The organism is Halalkalibacter alkaliphilus (assembly GCF_023555415.1).
In the GTDB taxonomy this organism is placed as follows: Bacteria; Bacillota; Bacilli; order Bacillales; family Bacillaceae_D; genus Halalkalibacter; species Halalkalibacter alkaliphilus.
In genome coordinates this window covers 113,314-132,461 of the sequence record NZ_JAKRYL010000003.1, presented here as the reverse complement: position 1 = coordinate 132,461, position 19,148 = coordinate 113,314, and the positions used below count along the sequence as shown (strand labels likewise).

Genomic DNA, 19,148 nt, shown 5'->3' with positions numbered 1-19,148 from the left:
ATATTCATTTAATGAAAGGAAACCAGTAGGTTTCCTTTCATTACCTGTTTCTTAAGTATTACTCGTACTTAGCGACATACTCATCTACATTATCAGGTGTCACAAGTTGATAAGGCACTAAAACATCTTCTACATCTTCACCATTTGCTGCTTTTACAGCAGTAATAATACTATTTGCTCCTTGACCTTTTGCATCCTGGAATACTGTAACACTTAGTTTACTTGCTTTCATTGCTTCTAAAGCTGCTGGTGTTGCATCGATACCCGCAACTAACACTTCATCTAGTTTTCCAGCTGCTTCAAGTGCCAAAATTGCTCCAAGAGCCATTTCATCGTTATTCGAAACGATCGCATCGATGTGAGTACCAGAGTTTAACCAGTTCTCCATTAATCTCATACCTTCAGAACGATCGAATTTCGCTGTATTTTGATGAACGATTTCTAAGCCTGCATGTTCTTCAATAATTTGCACATTTCCTTCTGTACGTTTAATTTGTGCTTCGTGGCCTAATTCACCTTCCATAATAGCGATGTTACCTTCTCCACCTAAAAGCTCAGCTACCTCTTCCATCTGCAGAAGACCTGATTGAATTGATTCAGAACCAACATAGGCTGTCGCTTCTTCTACTCCTTCAAATGTACGGTTAGCAACAACAATCGGAATGCCCGCATTATTAACCATATTTATAATGTCTACTGCAGCTGTTGTATCTACAGGGTTAATAACGATTGCATCAACTTGACGTGTGATAAAGTTCTCAATTTGGTCCATTTGTCTTGCACTGTCATTTTGTGCATCACTATAAATAAATTCAAAATCAGGATGATTTTCTGCTTCTTCTTTCATCGCGTCTTGCATGTAAGTTAGAAATTCGTCTAAATTAGAAATTGAAACACCAATTGTCTTTTTATCTCCAGAGCCTTCTGTTGCCGAACTAGGTTCATTCCCACCTCCGCAAGCAGCTAAGAATAATAGCATGATTAAACCGACAAAAGTTAATACTGAATTCCCGAATTTCATTCGTAATTCCCCCTGATAAACATTTAATTTTTGTAATCGTTTTCAACTAAACCCTCAAATGCAACAACGACTATATACAGAAAGGACCAATTTTGATTACTATCATCCTCCTTTTCTTAATAAACAACATTGTTTGAAAAATCAGATAAATAAGTATAAATTTCGCAATCTCCTGAAAGTTTGCAATCGATTACACTTTTATATTACCGCTTCGAATGCGCTTTCATTTGGTAATTTAAAGATACATGATTGTGTCAAATTTGTAAACGCTTTTTTTTGAAGATTTTTTTTATTTCTTCAATTTTCCTTACTTTTTTCAAAAAATCCTTATTTTATAAGTAGTTTGAACTGAAAATGATTACAAAAAATATTAGTGTAAGGAAAGGAACAGGAACCACTTTTCTCTCTTTTGGATGGTATTTACTGGAATATGTGAACTTTTTCTGGCTTCCTTTCAAATATAACAGGTAATCGATTTCAGATTTCGGTTTGTCGCTACGACAGTCAAATAGAATAACGTCATTTTCGTTAGCTGTAAAACAACATATTCTCACATCATACGAGCTTCTTTAAGAGATCCTTAATATATAGAAACTGAATTTAACTCATAAAAATGAGGGGATCTCAAAAGTCAAAACATACCTTTGAGATCCCCTCTATTAATAATTAGCTGAATACAGTCCATTCTTAGTTAAATATGACCTAAATTCGCACCTTTTTCAAAAAATCGCTCGATACTTTTCTCTACATTAGCATTAGGAACTAGTGGCGGAGCATGATGAGGCTTCGTCCTTGCATCAATAATGACGTTATCACAAGCCCAATGTTTAAATTCATATTTACTATTCACTCCATATATGTCATGCGAAGGATTACTTCTTGTGAATGTTACCCAAAGAAAATTACTTGTTGACTCACTGACAAACTGACTTTCATCACAGAGAATGATCATTGGACAAGAAGGCAATGCACCTCTCTCACTAATTGCATCACTTAATTTTTTTAACTGTTGTTGTGCCTGGTCATAGGTAGTAAACTTAGGTCCTTGAATAGCAACAATTCCTGGCATAACAAGATGCGGTTGATCAAAGCCCTGTAAATCTATTAAAGAATTGGGAACTTCCTTACATAGATCTCTTTTCTTATCTCCATAAGCAGCAAATACGACTTTACTTCCTGTATTTAGCCCCGTTCCTGAGTAATCTAATGTATCAATGGTCGTGTTTGTTTGAAAGTGAATATCACGTCTTAGATCAATTCGTTCTAAAATATAAGTTAGAAATTCCTCTTCCCGACGAGTTGCTAGCGGTTGCTTCTCTTCTGCTGTAATAAAGAGATACTTCGCTAAACTTAACTGGCCTGTCCCTAAAATTCGGTTAGCAAGTGTCAGTAATTCGGTTGGCTGCTTCACTTTTTGATAAGGGGTATAGCGTTCACTCCCAATTGCAAATAGTAGTGGATGTACGCCAGCCGCATCAACAGCATGAACTTCTTGTACGCCAGGAATGTCTTGCTTAATTGCATCACCTGTCAACTCGTGAATAAGATCTCCAAAAGCTGTATCTTCTTGAGGTGGACGACCAACAACTGTAAACGGCCAGATCGAATTATTTTTTGCGTACACCTTATGAACACGCATGACTGGAAATGGATGCGTAAGGCTATAATATCCTAAGTGATCGCCAAATGGTCCCTCTGGCTTCGTCTCTTCAGGATGGACCTCTCCCGTAATGACAAAGTCAGCATCATGGCTGATACAGTAACCATCCACATAGCTGTACCGGAAACGCCGTCCTGCCAATAGGCCAGCAAATGTCATTTCACTTAACCCTTCTGGAAGCGGCATCACAGCTGCTAACGTATGAGAAGGCGGTCCTCCAATAAAAATACTTACCTTTAATGGAATTCCTAGTCTATTGGCTTTTTCTTGATGTACCCCAATTCCACGATGAATTTGATAATGTAAACCAATCTCTTTATTCATTTCATACTCATTGCCACTAAGCTGAATACGATACATCCCAAGATTTGCATTCATGATCCCCGGTTTCTCCGGATCTTCTGAATAAACTTGAGGAAGAGTAACGAAGGCCCCTCCATCATCTGGCCAGTGATGGATAAGTGGAAGATCAGAAATTTGGATTTCCTTAAAATCTGCTGGGATGCTGCTTGTCTTTTTTATTGGAAGTGCTTTGGTAGCAGCCAATCCTGCTCCTATATGTTTAAAAGGGTTTTTTAATGGACTCATTGGATCATTTCTTAATGCGATGACACTTTGTGTTGCTTCTAACGTTTTACGAAAGATAAACTTACTTCGATCAATCGTTCCAAACAAATTGGATACTGCTTTAAACTTTGAACCTTTAACATTTTCAAATAACAAAGCAGGACCACCAGCTTCAAAAACTTTTAAGTGAATAGCTGCCATTTCAAGGTGAGGATCCACTTCTTCTTTAATTCTTACTAATTGTCCGTCTCTCTCCAAATCCAAAATGCATTCTTCTAAATTACGATACATAGTACATTAGCTCCTATTTTTATTACTTACTACATTCATTATACTTGTTCTAGTGTACACTGTCTTCTTTAGAGGTGCCAATGTAGTGAAATACGACACCCTCTCAGGAACCTAATTTAAAAACCATAACAAAATGCACCTCTTAAAAAGAAAGAGACGCATCAACAAATATAAATAAGTTTAAATTCGGACAGACATTCCTGACAATTTTTTTGTTTTAGACGCAAATCATATGGAGTGCTTATAATTACCTATTTATTTCCCCCTCTAAATATACCAATTGAACGGTTAATTGGGTTGAAGACAGAAAAGTACAATTGGCGACATTATTCACCGGGAAATTACTTAATTCAAATAAAACCCCAAATTCCTAGAGAACATGGGGTCATTCTTAGTTGTTTTTGAGAGATCAGTGTTATGCTTTGACTTCTACTCCGTTAATTTTCAAATGAGCATGAAAAATTTCCATCAATGTTGGTAAAGCTTCTTTATCTTCCCAGGATTCACGATTCCAAATGTTTGATTGATTTAATGCCCTAGGACAATGAATGAAAGCTTCCTCTACATCAACACCAATACCTAGTAAAGGCTTTTTCCCTTTTAGACTCATTTGATTTAAAATATCATCGTTCTTAATAATCGTTGCCCGACCATTTATACGAAGTACATCGTCCAAACCTGGGATCAGAAAAAGCAAACCAATTTGAGGGTTTGACAAAATATTCGATATCGAATCTAATCTTTTATTGCCCGGTCGGTCAGGTATAACTAGCTGATGATCATTTAACACAAGTACTGTTCCTGGCTCATCTCCTCTTGGCGAAACGTCACAATGTCCTTTTGAATCCGCTGTCGCTAGAAATAGCAAAGGTGATCTGGCAATAAAGTTTTTGCAATGCTCATCAATAACGGATATTGTTTTATTGACGACGTTCTTATGGGGAGATCCTACAATATTCCTTAGTTCCTCTTCGGTTGTAATTGCACTTTCAGCAAAATTTACTATCATAAAAACACCACTCCTTCCTATCGTTATTTTAATATAGGAAATAAAATAATACTATTTCATTTTCCTTAATAGGTATAACAAATAAGGAGTACCAATCACTGCGACTATTAGACCGCTTGGAATTTCATTTGGTGTAATTAGTATTCTACCTAGTAAATCCGCTGTAACAAGTAATAATCCGCCTAGCAAGCCTGATACTAAAATTAGCGGAAGATGACGATATCCAACTAACCTTCTTGCAATATGCGGTGCAACAAGCCCAATAAAACCAATTGTTCCTACTAACGAAACCGCAATTGTACTTAAAGCAACTCCAATTACTAATGCCCAAACTCTTGCTGATCTAACCGAAACTCCTAAACCTGACGCAACATCGTCACCAAAAGTTAATGTATCTAGCTTACGAGTCATGTAAATCGCAGGTCCTATGAAAAGAGCGAACAAAATGAGAGCATAGTAAACGTCATCCCACCCTTTTCCATACGTACTTCCTGATAACCAGACAAGTGCTGCCGCTACAGCAAGTTTTGCTTTCACGACAAATACTTGAGTAGCCGCCGATCCAAACGCTGAAATGGCAATTCCCATTAACGCGACTAACATTGGTTGGAAATTATTTTTCCATGCGGTAACTAATATAATTAGCAGGGCTGCAACAGAACCAATAATGGCACCTAGTGGCATAAACGCAGCCGGGATTGCTGGGAACATCACTAGTAACAACATTGCCCCTGCCCCACCCATCGATGTGACACCAATTACACTAGCATCTGCAAGTGGATTACGTAACACTCCTTGTAAGAGGACTCCTGTAACTGCAAGAATCATTCCCACAATAAACGATGTCAACACACGAGGAATACGGAAATTCCAAATATATGGGTTCGTCCAATTATGCGACCATTCTGTTCCGTTATAAGAAAAAGCAATAACAACACTTAAAGTAATCATTGCCATTAATATTGGGATCATCACTTTTAATCGAATTGGCGAGGTGGTTCCTCCCATTTGCCGATCCGATCGCTTGATCGAACGTGCAGTCTTCCACGCTAAATAGAGAAGCCAAGGACCACCAATCAACGCGGTCATTGCTCCAACGGGAACTTCTTGTCCCGGCTGGATAATACGGCCTAATACATCTGCTCCGATCATCATGATCGCACCCCATAAAAACGAATGGATCACTATCATCACATGCCCTTTTACACCAAGCATCCGTACAATATGTGGAGCCATTAATCCAATAAAACCAATGGGGCCAACTACACTAACAGTTACAGCAGCTAAGACAATCGCTACCCCCCATGTAGCTAATTTAACAGTAGAAACCTTCTGGCCAAGTGAAGTAGCAATATCTTCACCAAGTGATAAGGTATCTAGCGGTTTTGCTAAAAGCAAAGCACAGCCAAACGCAATAACAATCACAGGTGCAGCGAATGTGATACCATTCCAATTTAGTTGAACAAGGGTTCCAGCCCCCCATAAAAAGAGACCATTTGTTTTATTTTCGAATAACAACTGTAACGCTCCAGTAACAGAGGCAAACATTAAAGAAATAATCATTCCTGTTAACGCAACGCGTACAGGTTCCATTTGTCGTCCAGCTAACATGACAACCATGACCGACGAAACAACCGCACCAAGTAACGCTGTTAAAAATGGATAATTCCCTATTAAGCTAGGAAAGAAAATCGTTGAAGCAACTACAAAGAAAAATGCCCCTGCATTAATTCCTAATGTACCCGGTGCTGCTAACGGGTTTTTCGTCAAGGTTTGTAAGAGAGCACCAGAGACGGCAAGTGCTCCTCCTGCTAATATACCAATGACTAGCCTCGGGAGACGAAATGATAGAACAATATCTTGAATTCGACCTTCCACCCAAACTTCACTAAGCAATTCAGAAATGGAGTATTCAGCTTGTCCTTGTGTTAAGTGGATAAGCGATAATAAAATAAGCAGGAAGAAGCCCCCTGTCAGAATGACAAAGGACTTATTCAGCGACTTCCCAAACATTACTCATTCACCATTGTAGCTGTAATTTGATCAACCAATGTACCTGCTGATAACGGTCCTCCATATAACCACGTATCAGCTCCTAAGTCATAAAGTCGGTCTTCTTCTACAAATGATAAGTTCTCCCAAACTTTATTGCCTTTTAACTGATTTTCATAAATATTATCTGTATCCGGCACTGTGTATAAATAATTAGCGTCTTCATATTTTACTAGACCTTCAACATTAAATGTGCTTGAACCAAAAATCTCAAATTGATCTGGCTCATGGATATTGTTCAAACCGATTTTTTCTAAAATAATTGAAGCCATTGAATGCGGTGTAAAAACTCGGATTTCAGGTGCTTGAGGTCCTGAATAAGCTAGAGTTAAGATCACATCATTTGTTGAAAGATTACCAGCTTCAATTTTTGCTATTGCTTCCTCATAATGTGCCTCAAGGTCAGCTAACACTTGTTGTGCCTCAGCTTCTTTGCCAACCGCTTTTGCCATTTCATTAAACGTTATTTCCATTTCTTCATATAAATTAATACTCTCATCTTCTGGATAAGGATTAAAAATAACAGTTGGTGCAATGGACTCTAGTTGATCAAGCATGCCATCATGACGGAAGCTAACACCAATAATTAAATCTGGATCAATTGAAGCAATAGCTTCTAAGTTAGGCTCTTGACGCCCTCCAACATCTGTTACACTTTCGTCTAATTGCGGTTCAATGTTTACATAGTCTCCGTACCCTTCAATATCAGCCATACCTGCTGGCTGCATTCCTAAAGCTAGAAGGTTTTCCGCATATGTCCATTCGAGTACAACAACCTTTTTGGCAGGAGCGTCTAATGTCACTTCTCCATTAACACCCTCTATAATTACTTCACTTACTTCTTCATTTGACGACGCTTCATCATTTGTTAATTCTTCCTCATTCGCAATCGTTTCTTCATTACCGGAAGAACACGCTGCTAACAAAAATACAAAAAGGATAAGTGCTAAGGCAGTTACTTTTTTCATGTTGGACCCCCAAATTAATATAATATTAGTTTCTCTCTTATCGAATTTGATAATCATTATCAATACAATGTTAGTTTAAAGGTTGTTCCCTCTTTTGTAAAGATAAATTTCAATTGTTATTAAAAATCATTCTCACTTGCATTTAATCTGTGATAAGATGTAAGTATTGAGAGAGAATATCAATGAGCTAAATGTGGAGGAATGCTGAAATGAAGACTTCTATTCAAACAAAAGAGTTATCCATCGGGTATCACGATCACTTACTCTTTGAAAATTTAAATTTAACGATCCCGCGTGGTGAAATTTCTGTATTTGTAGGAAGCAATGGTTGTGGGAAGTCGACCCTTCTTCGTTCAGTCGCACGTTTATTAAAACCGACAGATGGTTCGGTCTTATTAGAAGGAAAAGATGTCCATCGTATGTCATCTCGTGAAGTCGCAAAAAAAATGGGAATCCTTCCTCAATCTCCTATTTCACCTGAAGGGTTAACCGTTCATGACCTAGTAAAACAAGGACGTTACCCCCACCAATCTTGGTTAAAACGATGGAGTGAAGAAGACTCCGAGAAAGTTGAAGAAGCGATGAAAGCAACCCGTGTAGACGAATTGCGCGACCGACCTGTTGATGAACTCTCAGGTGGGCAAAGACAGCGAGCATGGATTGCTATGACATTAGCTCAAGATACAGACATTATTTTATTAGACGAACCTACAACGTATTTAGATATGACTCATCAAATAGAAATTCTAGACCTATTATTCGACTTAAACGAAAAACATGGCCGAACAATCATAATGGTATTGCATGATATTAATTTAGCTTCTCGATATGCACACAATATTATCGCAATAAAAGATGGGGCTGTTTTCAACCAAGGAACGCCTGAATCGATTATTAACTGCGAACTGGTACGTGCTGTGTTTGGTATGGAATGTCAAGTTGCTACAGATCCATTATTTGGTACCCCTCATTGTATTCCTTTTGGTAAAGGTCGTTGTGTCATACCAAAAGTGAATGAGGCGATTTCTGGTGCTTAACTTAGAAGACCTGAAAAGATTTCAAGTTCATATTGTGAATGACCCTATAGGTTTTATGACTGTCCATACCAGCCTTACTAATGGCTTTGATCGTTTCATTTCCATTATAAAGCATTCAACAGGATCTCCAACGACAGCTGTAGCGACATCAGTCTTTATGCGTCGATACGGCTTTTTTATTGCAGCACAACTTTATTTAAAAACCTTGCATAAAGTTTGGGACGGTCCACTAGAAGCGATTCATCTTTCTCAAACTGAAAATGGTCTTGTGTTTCAAATTGATAAACGCTTCATAAGGGATGAACAAACTGGAGATTTAGAGTTAATATTGAAAAAATATGGACACACTGTTGTTAATGCATTAGCAGTAAAGGCAAACATTTCAAAGTTTATTTTATGGGAGAATATATGGGGCTATGTCTTATGGATGTATGGTTCGACTGAAACAAAGCAAGCTACAGAGGATTTGAATACTTTATTGCTCGATGATATTTGGCAGCCTGAAATTCGTCGTTCCATGTTTAAGAAGTTTCTTGATGGGCGCTCTATTTTGGAATCAAAAAATGAATTTCAACGTGTTACTTGTTGTTTATATAAAGAATTGCCAGGCAATGATTGTTGTCCGTATTGTCCGCATGTAAGAGTTTAGTTTATCATTGGTGACCCTTTCTATATTTTGTAAAAGACTACCTCAAGGCTTTTTTTGTTCACAAAATAGTCTTACAGTAAATACCTGTTTCTGAAATAATCTTCTCTCTCTTCTGACCAGAATCTTAAATCATAATAAACAGTGCCTTTTCTCAACTAGAAAAGGCACTGTTTTGTCATACATATCTAGTATTTCAAGATCACGATAATCATCGATTAAATCGAAGGCTACATTGGTCATACCAATTTCTTCACCTTGATAAATATGCAGTATCTAGTTTTTATCAACGCTTTCATAAATCTCATTTCAATTTGTTTTCAACGTATTTCTGAACTCACTCGGGGTAATCCCTTCCCTCTTTTTAAAAACCTTAATGAAATATTTATCATTTTGGTAACCGACTGAATCTGATATTTCATAAATTTTAAGGTATGGGTTTTTAAGTAATTCTTTCGCTTTTTCAATCCTAATTTTCATCAAGTAATCGGTGATTGTCTCATCATATTCCTGCTTAAATTTCCTCGAAATGTATTCTCTACTTAAAAAGAAGCGATCTGCAATATCTTGAAGCTTAATATCCTTTTGATAGTTTTTCCTAATAAACTCTTCTATCATTTGGACACTATTTTTCTCTTTTTGGAATTTGCAACCAGATACCATCTTGATAAGATGATCAAACTCTTTTTTCTTTTCTTCTTTAAATTTACAAAAAGAGAATCCTCCATTATCTTTCCAGTAATGAACCCCTCTATACAATAAATCACGTTTTTTTAGCTCATACTCTTTTAACCAGTGATCTTTTAAAATAGCAAACTGCGATTCCCAGATGTTGATCTGTTCATAAGGGAAATAGTTGTTTTCTTCAAATGTTTTAAAAATACGGTCTAAAATTTCGTTCATTTGTTCCATACTTCCACTTTGAATGGCCCATTTTATCTCCTCGGAATAATCCAATAAATAAACAGGCGAAAGAGAATTCACAACTTGCATTCCATTCTCTAGAAGATTATAATTCTTCAAATTACTACTTGCAGTTTCATATGCATGTATAAAGCTTGCATGTTGTTCACCAATTTCTATTGGACATCCTATGCTTTTTGAAACTGTTCGAATTACCTTTTTTACTGCAGCCTTCTCCCATAAAAGCAGAACTATTTCTTCTTCCTTGTTTATATTTCGAAATGCAATGCCATTTTTATCTAGTATGTCATTACACTTCAATAGCACTGAGGTAAACGCTCGATCAGCATCACCTTCATATTTAGAAGATATAAGTATTTTCATTGGAAGGATCGCAATAAAACAAGGTCGATTGGAAATTCGCACCCCAAATTCACTTTCTAACTGTTCTACCAACCGATTGGAAAGATTTCCGTTATTTAGAGCGCTTGAAAAAAGGTGGTCCCAAATAACTTTATCGTTTTCTAAAACAGATAATCTCTTTTTATTTTGCTCCTGCCATTCCACCACTGCGCGTGATAATGTTTCATTCAATTCATTTGGATTAATTGGTTTTAATATATAATCAAAACTACCATAGGTAATCGCATTTTTTGTATATTTAAAGTCATCATAACCACTTACTACTATTGTTTTAGAATGAAAATCAGAGGAGTGTATCCACTTTAGTAAATCAATCCCGTCACATCTTGGCATATTCATATCTGTAAAAATAATTTCAGGTTGTTGCTCTGAAATTATTTTCATGGCTACCTCTCCATCTGCTGCCTCAAAGATCGTCTCAATTCCGAATTTATCCCATTCAGCTAACAGCATTAATCCTTCACGGACATGTTTTTCATCATCGACTATAATTGCTTTCATGTAATCCACCCTCCAATTCTAATGGTAACTTTATGGTTACTTGAACGCCACCTGTGCTGCGATTCTGAATTTTAAAGATTGCTTGTTCGGAATAATAAAGCTGTAGTCTGGCATAAACGTTCTTTAATCCAATTGAAGAATCACTTTTCGCACTTTCTTTATTTGTATATAGAAGATTTTGTATTTCCTTTAGTCGTTTTTCAGGTATTCCAACACCATTATCACGAATCGCAATAAATAGATACGATTCCTTCTTCTTACAGACGACCTTAATTTCACCTAATTCTTCTCTTGTGTCAAATCCATGCTTGAAATAGTTCTCAATAATTGGCTGTAAAATCATCTTTGGCACTTGTATATCTAGGGCACCTTCTTCTACTTCCAAGATATAATTTAGATCTTCCCCGAATCTTTGCTTTTGCAAGAGAAGATACGCTTTTGTATAATTAATCTCTTTCTCTAAAGGGACAATATCTTGATCCATATTCATACTATATCTCATAATTTGAGAAAGGTCAGTTAGAGAGGAATAGACATCAAGTGCTTTGTTTTTCAACGCCATCGTCCCAATTGATTGTAATGTATTGTATAAAAAGTGTGGATTTATTTGTGAGTGCAATACTTTTAATTGATTCGTCTTATTTTCAAGTTCTAACTTGTATTCTCGGTTAATTAGATGATTGATTCTTTCAATCATCATCTTGAATCTTTGTCCTAAAATACCAATCTCATCGTTACCAAGTGAATGAAATTGAGGTTGCATATTCCCTTTTTCAACTTCCTTAATATTTTGTACGAGCACCCTAATGGGCGAGGTAATCTTAAAAGAGACAAAAAAGGTTGCCAATATAACTAGTGTTAATCCAACAACTCCAAAGATAATATTAATCAAAGCAACACCGTACGCGCTTTCATACAAGGTGGTGTGCGGGATTCTTTTTACTAGAAGCCAACTTCCCGTAGCATCGGAAAGCCGATCAAAAACGACCACGCCTTGAAACGTTGCGTCTTTCCACTCAAATGTTCCACTTTGCTCCTCTAATCCATTGATCTCATCTATCCATTCTGAGTATTGATCATCTCGTACGTCTGCTTTTGAATGATATATGAAGTCCGCATCCGGTGTCATTATATAAAATTCCTCTGTATTATCATTATACAGATAATGACTCAACTCATTTATTTTTCCTGGTCTAATTTCCAACGTTATATAGGCAAGAATATGATTAGCCGGTACATTCCGAAATGCACGGTGAATGAAAAATGATTGATCTGTCGGTTCAATATAAATATTATTTGGATTTTCCTTTGCTCTCTGATATGCTTCTATGTTTGTGTCTGCTTGTTTTGAATACACCAGCGTAGATCTCCTTGACAGTGACACCGTTTGCTGATCGCCAACAATAGCCATGTTAACTTGGTTAATGCTATCATCACTATACAAAAGAGCTCGTAACACATTATGCACGGTTCCCATCGACAAATAATCATTACTACTATATGTTTTTCTTAAATAGCTCATAAAATCAGGATTGCTATAGAAAGACAACGTATAATTATTTAGTTCTCTTAAATAGTTTTCTATATTTACCTTTCCTTGATAAAGCAAATTCACATTTTCCTCTATCGTCTGATCCTTCAAGGATTCCTTTGTATAAATATAGGTCACGACAATTGAACTACCAAAAGGGATAATCGTTATTAATAATAATAGAACAATCAGTTTATTTCTTATACTTGTTTTAAACAACGATATCTCCCCCGAAGCTTTAGTTCTTTCTAGAGTATATAGCAGAAAGCATATCTACGTATAGATATGCTTTCTGTTTTAATATGGTAGTTAAATCCTGTTATTTCAAGTTATCCCACGTAGCTTGGAATTTTTCTAATACTTCTTCATACTCAATTTGTCCTGCTACGTATTCTTGGATAGCTGCAGCAAAATCTTGGTTTGCACCATCTGGCCACATGAACCATGTCCAAGGAATCGTTTGTTCTGCTACTGAGTACTCTAGAATTGACTCTCCTAAAGCTCCTAATCCTGCTGGTTCAATATTATCAAATGCCGGAATGAAGGCAAACTCTTCTGTCATGTAACGTTGGCCAGTTTCAGAGGAAACCATCCAATCAAGCAATAATTTTGCTTCTTCAAGATTTTCTGAGTTTTTGTTAATAGCCCAGTTATTTGGTACTCCTACAGGAATAGCATTTGCTTCTGCTTCATCATTTAATGGAATAGGTAAGAACGCCATATTCATATCAGGGTTGATTTGGTAAATCATGTTCTCAGTCCAGTTCCCTTGTTGAATCATTGCTGCTTCACCTGAAGCAAATAATGTAACTTGTGTATTATAATCAGTTGTTAACGGGTTTGTATTTCCATAGCCAATCTCTGTATCAATCACTTGCTTAAATTCTTCAAAGTGCTTGTTTCCAACAAATGTTTCTGTTCCTTCTGATAATCCTTCGATAAAGGCAGCAGGATCATCTTGTTGAGCAAATGGAATATTTAATAAATGCTGGCCAATTACCCACCACTCACCATAACCAGCTGCAAATGCTGTAATTCCGTTTTCTTCTAGCTTTTCTACCGCTTCTTGCAATTCAGACATCGTTGTTGGAACTTCCGTAATACCAGCTTGCTCGAACAAATCTTGGTTATATGCAAATCCATACCCTTCTAAGTTAACAGGCATTCCATAAAGATTGCCATCAGCATCTGTCATAGGGACTTTCCCAATTGGTAATAAGTGATCAACCCAAGGCTCATTAGAAAGATCTGCTAGATGCTCTTTCCAAAGTTCTAACTCATTGAATCCACCGTTATTAAAGATGTCTGGCTTTTCACCTGAAGCAAATTTCGCCTTTAATGCTGCACCATAATCCGCACCGCCACCTACTGTTTCAAGCTTCACTTTAATATTTGGGTGCTCAGCTTCAAATTCTTTTAACATTTCTTGCAACTGATCTGCAATTTCGACTTTAAATTGGAAGAAATTTAATGTTACAACCTCGTCACTACCGCCTGAGTCAGAATTGCCTCCAGCATCTGAACTAGAACTTTCTTTGTTATTTGATGAACAACCTGCGATAATACCAACTGCTAACAACATCGACACACAAAGCAATAAGAAACGTTTCATAGTAATTGCCTCCCTAATCCCCATTTTTTACTTCCTATTTTTAAACTTTTGCAGCGATTGCTACAAAATTTGAATCCAACTTTACTTAATTGAACCTGAAGCAATACCTCTAATAATGTGCTTCTGTAAGAACAAGAAGAAGATAATTACTGGTGTAATCCCTAAAACAAGTGCTGCTAATCCCATATCCCACTGTTTTGTATATTGAGCAAAGAATGAACTTGTTGCAAGTGGAATCGTTCTTAACGATGCATCTTGTAATACTAATAGTGGTAACAAGTAATCATTCCAAATCCATAGTGTATTTAAGATGATAACCGTTACGGTAATTGGCTTTAAAAGCGGGAACACGATTCTCCAAAAGAGACCGAACTGAGAACAACCATCAATTCGCGCTGATTCCTCCACTTCAATCGGAACCGTTTTTACAAACCCATGATAAAGGAAAAGTGAAAGCGGCACGCCAAAGCCAAAGTACATGATGATGATACCTGGTATGCTATTCATAATTCCTAACATTCCACCAAGCTTTACAAGTGGAATCATAACCGTTTGGAAAGGAATAACCATTGCTGATACAAATAAAATGAACAAAATCTTACTGAATTTCCCTGGTGTTCGAACCATTTTCCAAGCTGCCATCGAACTGATAACAACAAGGCCAATATTACTAAACACTGTAATGACAAGTGAGTTAAAAAATGCTCTTGGGAAATCAAGAATTTCCCACACTCTAACATAGTTTGAGAATAACCATTCACTTGGTAACGCAGCAGCATCTATCAATATTTCAGAGAATCCTTTTAACGAGTTAACAATGACGAAATAGAAAGGAACGAGAAAGAGAATAGCGATACATATTGCAAATATTTCTAATACAAACGTTTTTTTCGTATACTTCACTACGCCTCAACCTCCTTCTTCTTCGTAATCATAACTTGAATCGTTGTAAATATAGCGACAATTAAAAAGAATAAGATTGACTTCGCTGAACCTATGCCATAGTTATTATTCGTAAACGCTTCTTGATAAATGTTAATGGCAACTGATTGAGTGGAGTTGAATGGGCCACCACCCGTTAACGATAGATTCAAATCAAAAATCTTAAATGCCATCGAAATGGTTAAAAAGAAACAAATTGTAAACGCCGGAAGAATCAATGGGATAATAATTTTTCTTAACGTCGTAAACGCATTAGCCCCATCAATTTTAGCAGCTTCAAGTAATGAAGTATCCACTCCTTGTAATGCCGCAATATAGATAACCATCATATATCCACTTATTTGCCAAGCAAATACGATAACGATCCCCCAAAAGGCTGTCGTTGCATCCCCTAACCAAGGCTTGAGGAAAAAAGAGATATTCGTTAACTCTCCAATCGCTGCGAAACCTCTTACAAAGATAAACTGCCAAATAAATCCTAGTAATAAACCACCAATAACATTAGGAATGAAGAAAGCTGTTCTTAGCAAGTTTCGTGTCTTTAACGCCGTATTTAAAATTAATGCAAACGAAAATCCTATTATATTACTGATTAAAACGGCTGCAAACATAAACTTTGTCGTAAATAGAAATGAATCAAAGAATCTTTGGTCATTTGAAAATATTCGTTTGTAGTTTTCAAGTCCAACCCATTCAATGGAAGAACTAATCCCATTCCACGAGGTAAATGAATAATAGATGCCCATCAAAAATGGAATGATTTGAATGACAATAAAGAATAAAAGTGCAGGTCCCACAAAAGCCGCATAAGATAATAATTTCTTTAGCTTCAGTTTTCTAGTAGAGCCAATTTTTAACTTCGTATCCGCTTTCACTTTTGTTGCTACTGTTGATTCCAACAACCATCACCGCCTTTTAATTTGTAACCGTTTTCTTAATTCTTATTATAGATTGTAAGAATAAGAGAAAATAGTAACAATATTGACGGAAAAGGTGCACTTTTGTGACATGATAAGCTATTGCCTACAATTGAATTTTTACGACGAAAACGCGCCCCTCAAGAACTGAGGAGGCGCGTGATAGCAAAGCTACTAACGTTATTTAGAATATAATCGTAGCTTTCCAATAATATGGTCAATTACTTCTTTCATATTGGCTGATCCTCCAAGATCCCTCGTTTTGATCCCTTCTCCAATCGTTTCTTTGATTGCTCTAAATAACATTGAACCTAACTCTTCAAAGCCAAGATGATCAAGCATCATTTTGGCTGTCCAAAGCTGACCAATCGGATTGGCAATCCCTTTCCCAATAATATCTGGTGCTGAGCCGTGTACGGGTTCAAACATGGACGGATATTTGCCATTCAGATTGATATTAGCAGCGGGTGCAATGCCGATGCTCCCCATGATCGCTGCTCCTAAGTCGGTAAGAATATCTCCAAATAGGTTACTCGCCACCACCACATCAAAATGTTGCGGCTTTGAAACGAAAAATGCTGCTAGAGCATCGATATGATTGCTTTCTGTTTCAATCTCTGGATAAGTATTTGCAACCTCTTGAAAAACTTCATCCCAAAATGGCATGCTATGAACAATTCCATTTGATTTCGTTGCACTTGTAACCCGGCCTTTTCGTTTCTGTGCCAATTCAAATGCATAACGAATCGTTCTCTCTGTTGCTTTCCTAGTAAATACTGCATTTTGAATAGCAATTGCGTCTTCACCACTATGAATTCTACCGCCTACTTCACTATACTCTCCCTCACTATTTTCACGAACAACAATAAAATCAAAATTGTTTGGTTCTGCTAATGGTGATGTTACTCCTTCAATATACTGAGCAGGGCGAATGTTAATCACTTGTTCACACTCACGGCGAATCTTAATTAAGAGGCCCCATAGTGAAACATGATCAGGAACTAGCTTCGGGTTCCCGACAGCCCCTAAATAAATCGCATCTGTTTGATGAAGCCTAGCCATTCCATCAGTTGGCATCATAATTCCGTGTTCAAGATAATACTCACAGCTCCACGGGTGAGTTTCATATTGAAAGGATACTCCTCCATGAATCTCTGCTAATGTATCTAGTACTTTTAACGTCTCAGGGACAACTTCTTGACCAATCCCATCTCCTGGAATTACGGAAATTTTAATTTTTGACATATTAACTTTCTCCTCCATAACTTATAAAAGGGACAGATACTAGTTTTCATAATACAAGACTGTATACTATGAGAACTAAACTCTATCCCTTTCTATGTTTTAATCGTTATTCCTTTATACTTTTACGAATACTTTAAGACCTAAACTCAGATGGATAAACCGTTAAGTCAATCCCCCATAACAACGGAAGTAAGAAATAGACTGCAAGTGTTATTAATATGATGGATAAGATATTTATCCAGAAACCGTTTTTCACCATCTCAAATATTTTCAACTTCCCTGATGCAAAGATAATTGCATTTGGAGGGGTTCCAACTGGTAACATGAACGCACAGTTTGCTGCAATTGCTGCTGGAACCATTAACGCAAATGGATGAATTCCAAGCGCTAATCCTAAAGCAGCTAACACTGGTAAAATCATCGTTGCCGTTGCTGTATTAGATGTAATTTCAGTTAAGAACAACACAAGAGCTGTCGTAAGAGCAATAATTAAGATGAAGTTCACGCCTTCTAAAACGGTTAATTGCCCGCCGATCCAATCAGCCAAACCTGATTCACGGAACCCAGCAGCAATCGCTAAACCTCCACCAAATAATAGCAAGATTCCCCAAGGAACATCTCTAGATACATTCCAATCTAGAATACGTCCTCCTTTATTAATAGAAGGAATTAAAAACAATAACGCAGCTGCAAAAATGGCAATCATCGTATCATTAAGACCTGGAATGGTCATAATTTGGCCTTCCCATAAAAACGTTCTTGAAATCCACATGAAAGCAGCAAATGTAAAGACTACTAATACAGCAGTTTCTTCAAAACTAATTTTTCCTAGCTTCTTCTTTTCATTTTCAATAAGCGCCTTTCCACCAGGTAACTCTTTTAACTTGATTGGATGAGCGACTCTGGTTAAAAACAACCAACTGCTAATAAGCAAGATTATAACAATCGGCGCTGCAAAGAATAGCCATGAAGCAAATGAAATTTGAACACCGAACAGCTCTTGAACAGTTGCCGCTAGAATAATATTAGGTGGTGTTCCAATTAACGTTCCTAGCCCACCAATTGTTCCAGCATAACCAATACCAAAGATTAAAACCTTTGAAAACTTTTCTTCTTCATTTGCTAGATTCTCTTTATTTTTTAGCGCTTCCGCTACTTGATACGTAATCGCAGTTCCGATTGGCAGCATCATCATAACAGCTGCTGTATTAGAGACCCACATCGATAGGAAACCTGTCGCTGCCATAAAACCAAAAACAATTCGCGACGGGCTCGTTCCAATAAATGAAATGATGTTTAAGGCAATTCGTTTATGAAGGTTCCATTTCTCCATTGCAAGAGCAATCAAAAATCCTCCTAAGAATAAGAAAATAATCGGATTTCCATAAGCGGCCGTAACCGTATCACCATTTAGTGCACCGGTAATCGGCAATAAAATAATTGGCAAAAGGGATGTTGCTGGGATCGGGATCGCTTCTGTAATCCACCATGTTGCAACCCATAAAGTCGTTGCCAAGACCATGCGTCCTTCGTAGCTTAATCCTTCAGGAAAGAAAAAGAGCACAACAGCCATGAAAAGCAATGGGCCTAGTATTAAACCAACCTTTTGTGATGGTCTGTAACTAGGAGGCTTTGGTTTATAAGACTCATTTTGATCCTGCTCAACAACTTCCATTTTTTTGTTTGATCTAATTGGCAAAGAAAACAAAAGTAATTTTTTTGACTGGTTATGTGAATTCCATAGTTGGTTCCAAACTGAAGAAATACTTGCTTTCATTTAAACTCCCCCTATCTTATAAAAAACAAGATCATCAACTAATTGG

The 19,148-nt window shown here is 37.0% G+C and carries 14 protein-coding genes; 2 read left to right on the top strand and 12 right to left on the bottom strand.

Going from position 1 to position 19,148, the window contains the following annotated elements; translation table 11 throughout:
• Positions 1-58: 58 nt before the first annotated feature.
• The 5 genes from MF646_RS03795 to MF646_RS03775 form a co-directional block, all read right to left on the bottom strand.
• On the bottom strand, positions 59-1,021 hold the full coding sequence (locus tag MF646_RS03795; RefSeq protein WP_250095162.1) for a sugar ABC transporter substrate-binding protein: 963 nt from the start codon (positions 1,019-1,021) through the stop codon (positions 59-61).
• A gap of 691 nt (positions 1,022-1,712) precedes the next feature.
• Entirely contained in the window at positions 1,713-3,539 is a 1,827-nt protein-coding gene (locus MF646_RS03790; protein ID WP_250095161.1) for a UbiD family decarboxylase, read from the bottom strand.
• A 415-nt stretch (positions 3,540-3,954) separates the two neighbouring features.
• Positions 3,955-4,548: an MSMEG_1061 family FMN-dependent PPOX-type flavoprotein gene (locus MF646_RS03785; RefSeq protein ID WP_250095160.1), complete on the bottom strand. Its 594-nt coding sequence runs from the start codon at positions 4,546-4,548 to the stop codon at positions 3,955-3,957.
• Between the two features lie 51 nt (positions 4,549-4,599).
• Positions 4,600-6,561 (bottom strand): iron ABC transporter permease, encoded by a 1,962-nt coding sequence (locus MF646_RS03780; protein WP_250095159.1) that lies wholly within the window; start codon positions 6,559-6,561, stop codon positions 4,600-4,602.
• Positions 6,561-7,568, bottom strand: coding sequence for an ABC transporter substrate-binding protein (locus tag MF646_RS03775; RefSeq protein ID WP_250095158.1), 1,008 nt, complete (start codon positions 7,566-7,568; stop codon positions 6,561-6,563). Before MF646_RS03775 ends, MF646_RS03780 begins: the two co-directional genes overlap by 1 nt.
• A gap of 209 nt (positions 7,569-7,777) precedes the next feature.
• Here MF646_RS03775 and MF646_RS03770 point away from each other — a divergent pair, with 209 nt between their 5' ends.
• Both MF646_RS03770 and MF646_RS03765 read left to right on the top strand, forming a co-directional pair.
• Positions 7,778-8,605, top strand: a complete 828-nt coding sequence (locus MF646_RS03770; protein WP_250095157.1) for an ABC transporter ATP-binding protein — start codon at positions 7,778-7,780, stop codon at positions 8,603-8,605.
• Positions 8,598-9,254, top strand: coding sequence for a hypothetical protein (locus tag MF646_RS03765; RefSeq protein WP_250095156.1), 657 nt, complete (start codon positions 8,598-8,600; stop codon positions 9,252-9,254). The genes MF646_RS03770 and MF646_RS03765 overlap by 8 nt, the downstream gene beginning before the upstream one ends.
• Positions 9,255-9,560: 306 nt before the next feature.
• Here the strand turns inward: MF646_RS03765 and MF646_RS03760 are convergent, their stop codons facing one another.
• The 7 genes from MF646_RS03760 to MF646_RS03730 form a co-directional block, all read right to left on the bottom strand.
• Entirely contained in the window at positions 9,561-11,078 is a 1,518-nt protein-coding gene (locus MF646_RS03760; RefSeq protein ID WP_250095155.1) for a response regulator transcription factor, read from the bottom strand.
• Positions 11,056-12,828 (bottom strand): sensor histidine kinase, encoded by a 1,773-nt coding sequence (locus tag MF646_RS03755; protein WP_250095154.1) that lies wholly within the window; start codon positions 12,826-12,828, stop codon positions 11,056-11,058. The genes MF646_RS03760 and MF646_RS03755 overlap by 23 nt, the downstream gene beginning before the upstream one ends.
• Before the next feature lie 100 nt (positions 12,829-12,928).
• A complete protein-coding gene (locus MF646_RS03750; RefSeq protein WP_250095153.1) occupies positions 12,929-14,221 on the bottom strand; it encodes an ABC transporter substrate-binding protein in 1,293 nt (430 codons plus the stop codon).
• An 81-nt stretch (positions 14,222-14,302) separates the two neighbouring features.
• Positions 14,303-15,124 carry a carbohydrate ABC transporter permease gene (locus MF646_RS03745; protein ID WP_250095152.1) on the bottom strand — a complete coding sequence of 274 codons (822 nt, stop codon included), beginning with the start codon at positions 15,122-15,124 and terminating at the stop codon, positions 14,303-14,305.
• On the bottom strand, positions 15,124-16,014 hold the full coding sequence (locus MF646_RS03740) for a carbohydrate ABC transporter permease (protein ID WP_420842477.1): 891 nt from the start codon (positions 16,012-16,014) through the stop codon (positions 15,124-15,126). The genes MF646_RS03745 and MF646_RS03740 overlap by 1 nt, the downstream gene beginning before the upstream one ends.
• Positions 16,015-16,260: 246 nt before the next feature.
• Positions 16,261-17,325, bottom strand: coding sequence for a tartrate dehydrogenase (locus MF646_RS03735; protein ID WP_250095150.1), 1,065 nt, complete (start codon positions 17,323-17,325; stop codon positions 16,261-16,263).
• 133 nt (positions 17,326-17,458) lie between these two features.
• The gene (locus MF646_RS03730) at positions 17,459-19,102 is read right to left on the bottom strand and encodes an SLC13 family permease (protein ID WP_250095149.1); all 1,644 of its coding nucleotides are present in this window, start codon (positions 19,100-19,102) and stop codon (positions 17,459-17,461) included.
• Positions 19,103-19,148: the final 46 nt, after the last annotated feature.

Coding starts and splice junctions, on each gene's coding strand:
- MF646_RS03730 (WP_250095149.1), bottom strand. CDS start 19,102: ATGAAAGCAAGTATTTCTTCAGTTTGGAACCAACTATGGAATTCACAT.
- MF646_RS03785 (WP_250095160.1), bottom strand. CDS start 4,548: ATGATAGTAAATTTTGCTGAAAGTGCAATTACAACCGAAGAGGAACTA.
- MF646_RS03770 (WP_250095157.1), top strand. CDS start 7,778: ATGAAGACTTCTATTCAAACAAAAGAGTTATCCATCGGGTATCACGAT.
- MF646_RS03750 (WP_250095153.1), bottom strand. CDS start 14,221: ATGAAACGTTTCTTATTGCTTTGTGTGTCGATGTTGTTAGCAGTTGGT.
- MF646_RS03760 (WP_250095155.1), bottom strand. CDS start 11,078: ATGAAAGCAATTATAGTCGATGATGAAAAACATGTCCGTGAAGGATTA.
- MF646_RS03790 (WP_250095161.1), bottom strand. CDS start 3,539: ATGTATCGTAATTTAGAAGAATGCATTTTGGATTTGGAGAGAGACGGA.
- MF646_RS03735 (WP_250095150.1), bottom strand. CDS start 17,325: ATGTCAAAAATTAAAATTTCCGTAATTCCAGGAGATGGGATTGGTCAA.
- MF646_RS03795 (WP_250095162.1), bottom strand. CDS start 1,021: ATGAAATTCGGGAATTCAGTATTAACTTTTGTCGGTTTAATCATGCTA.
- MF646_RS03775 (WP_250095158.1), bottom strand. CDS start 7,568: ATGAAAAAAGTAACTGCCTTAGCACTTATCCTTTTTGTATTTTTGTTA.
- MF646_RS03780 (WP_250095159.1), bottom strand. CDS start 6,561: ATGTTTGGGAAGTCGCTGAATAAGTCCTTTGTCATTCTGACAGGGGGC.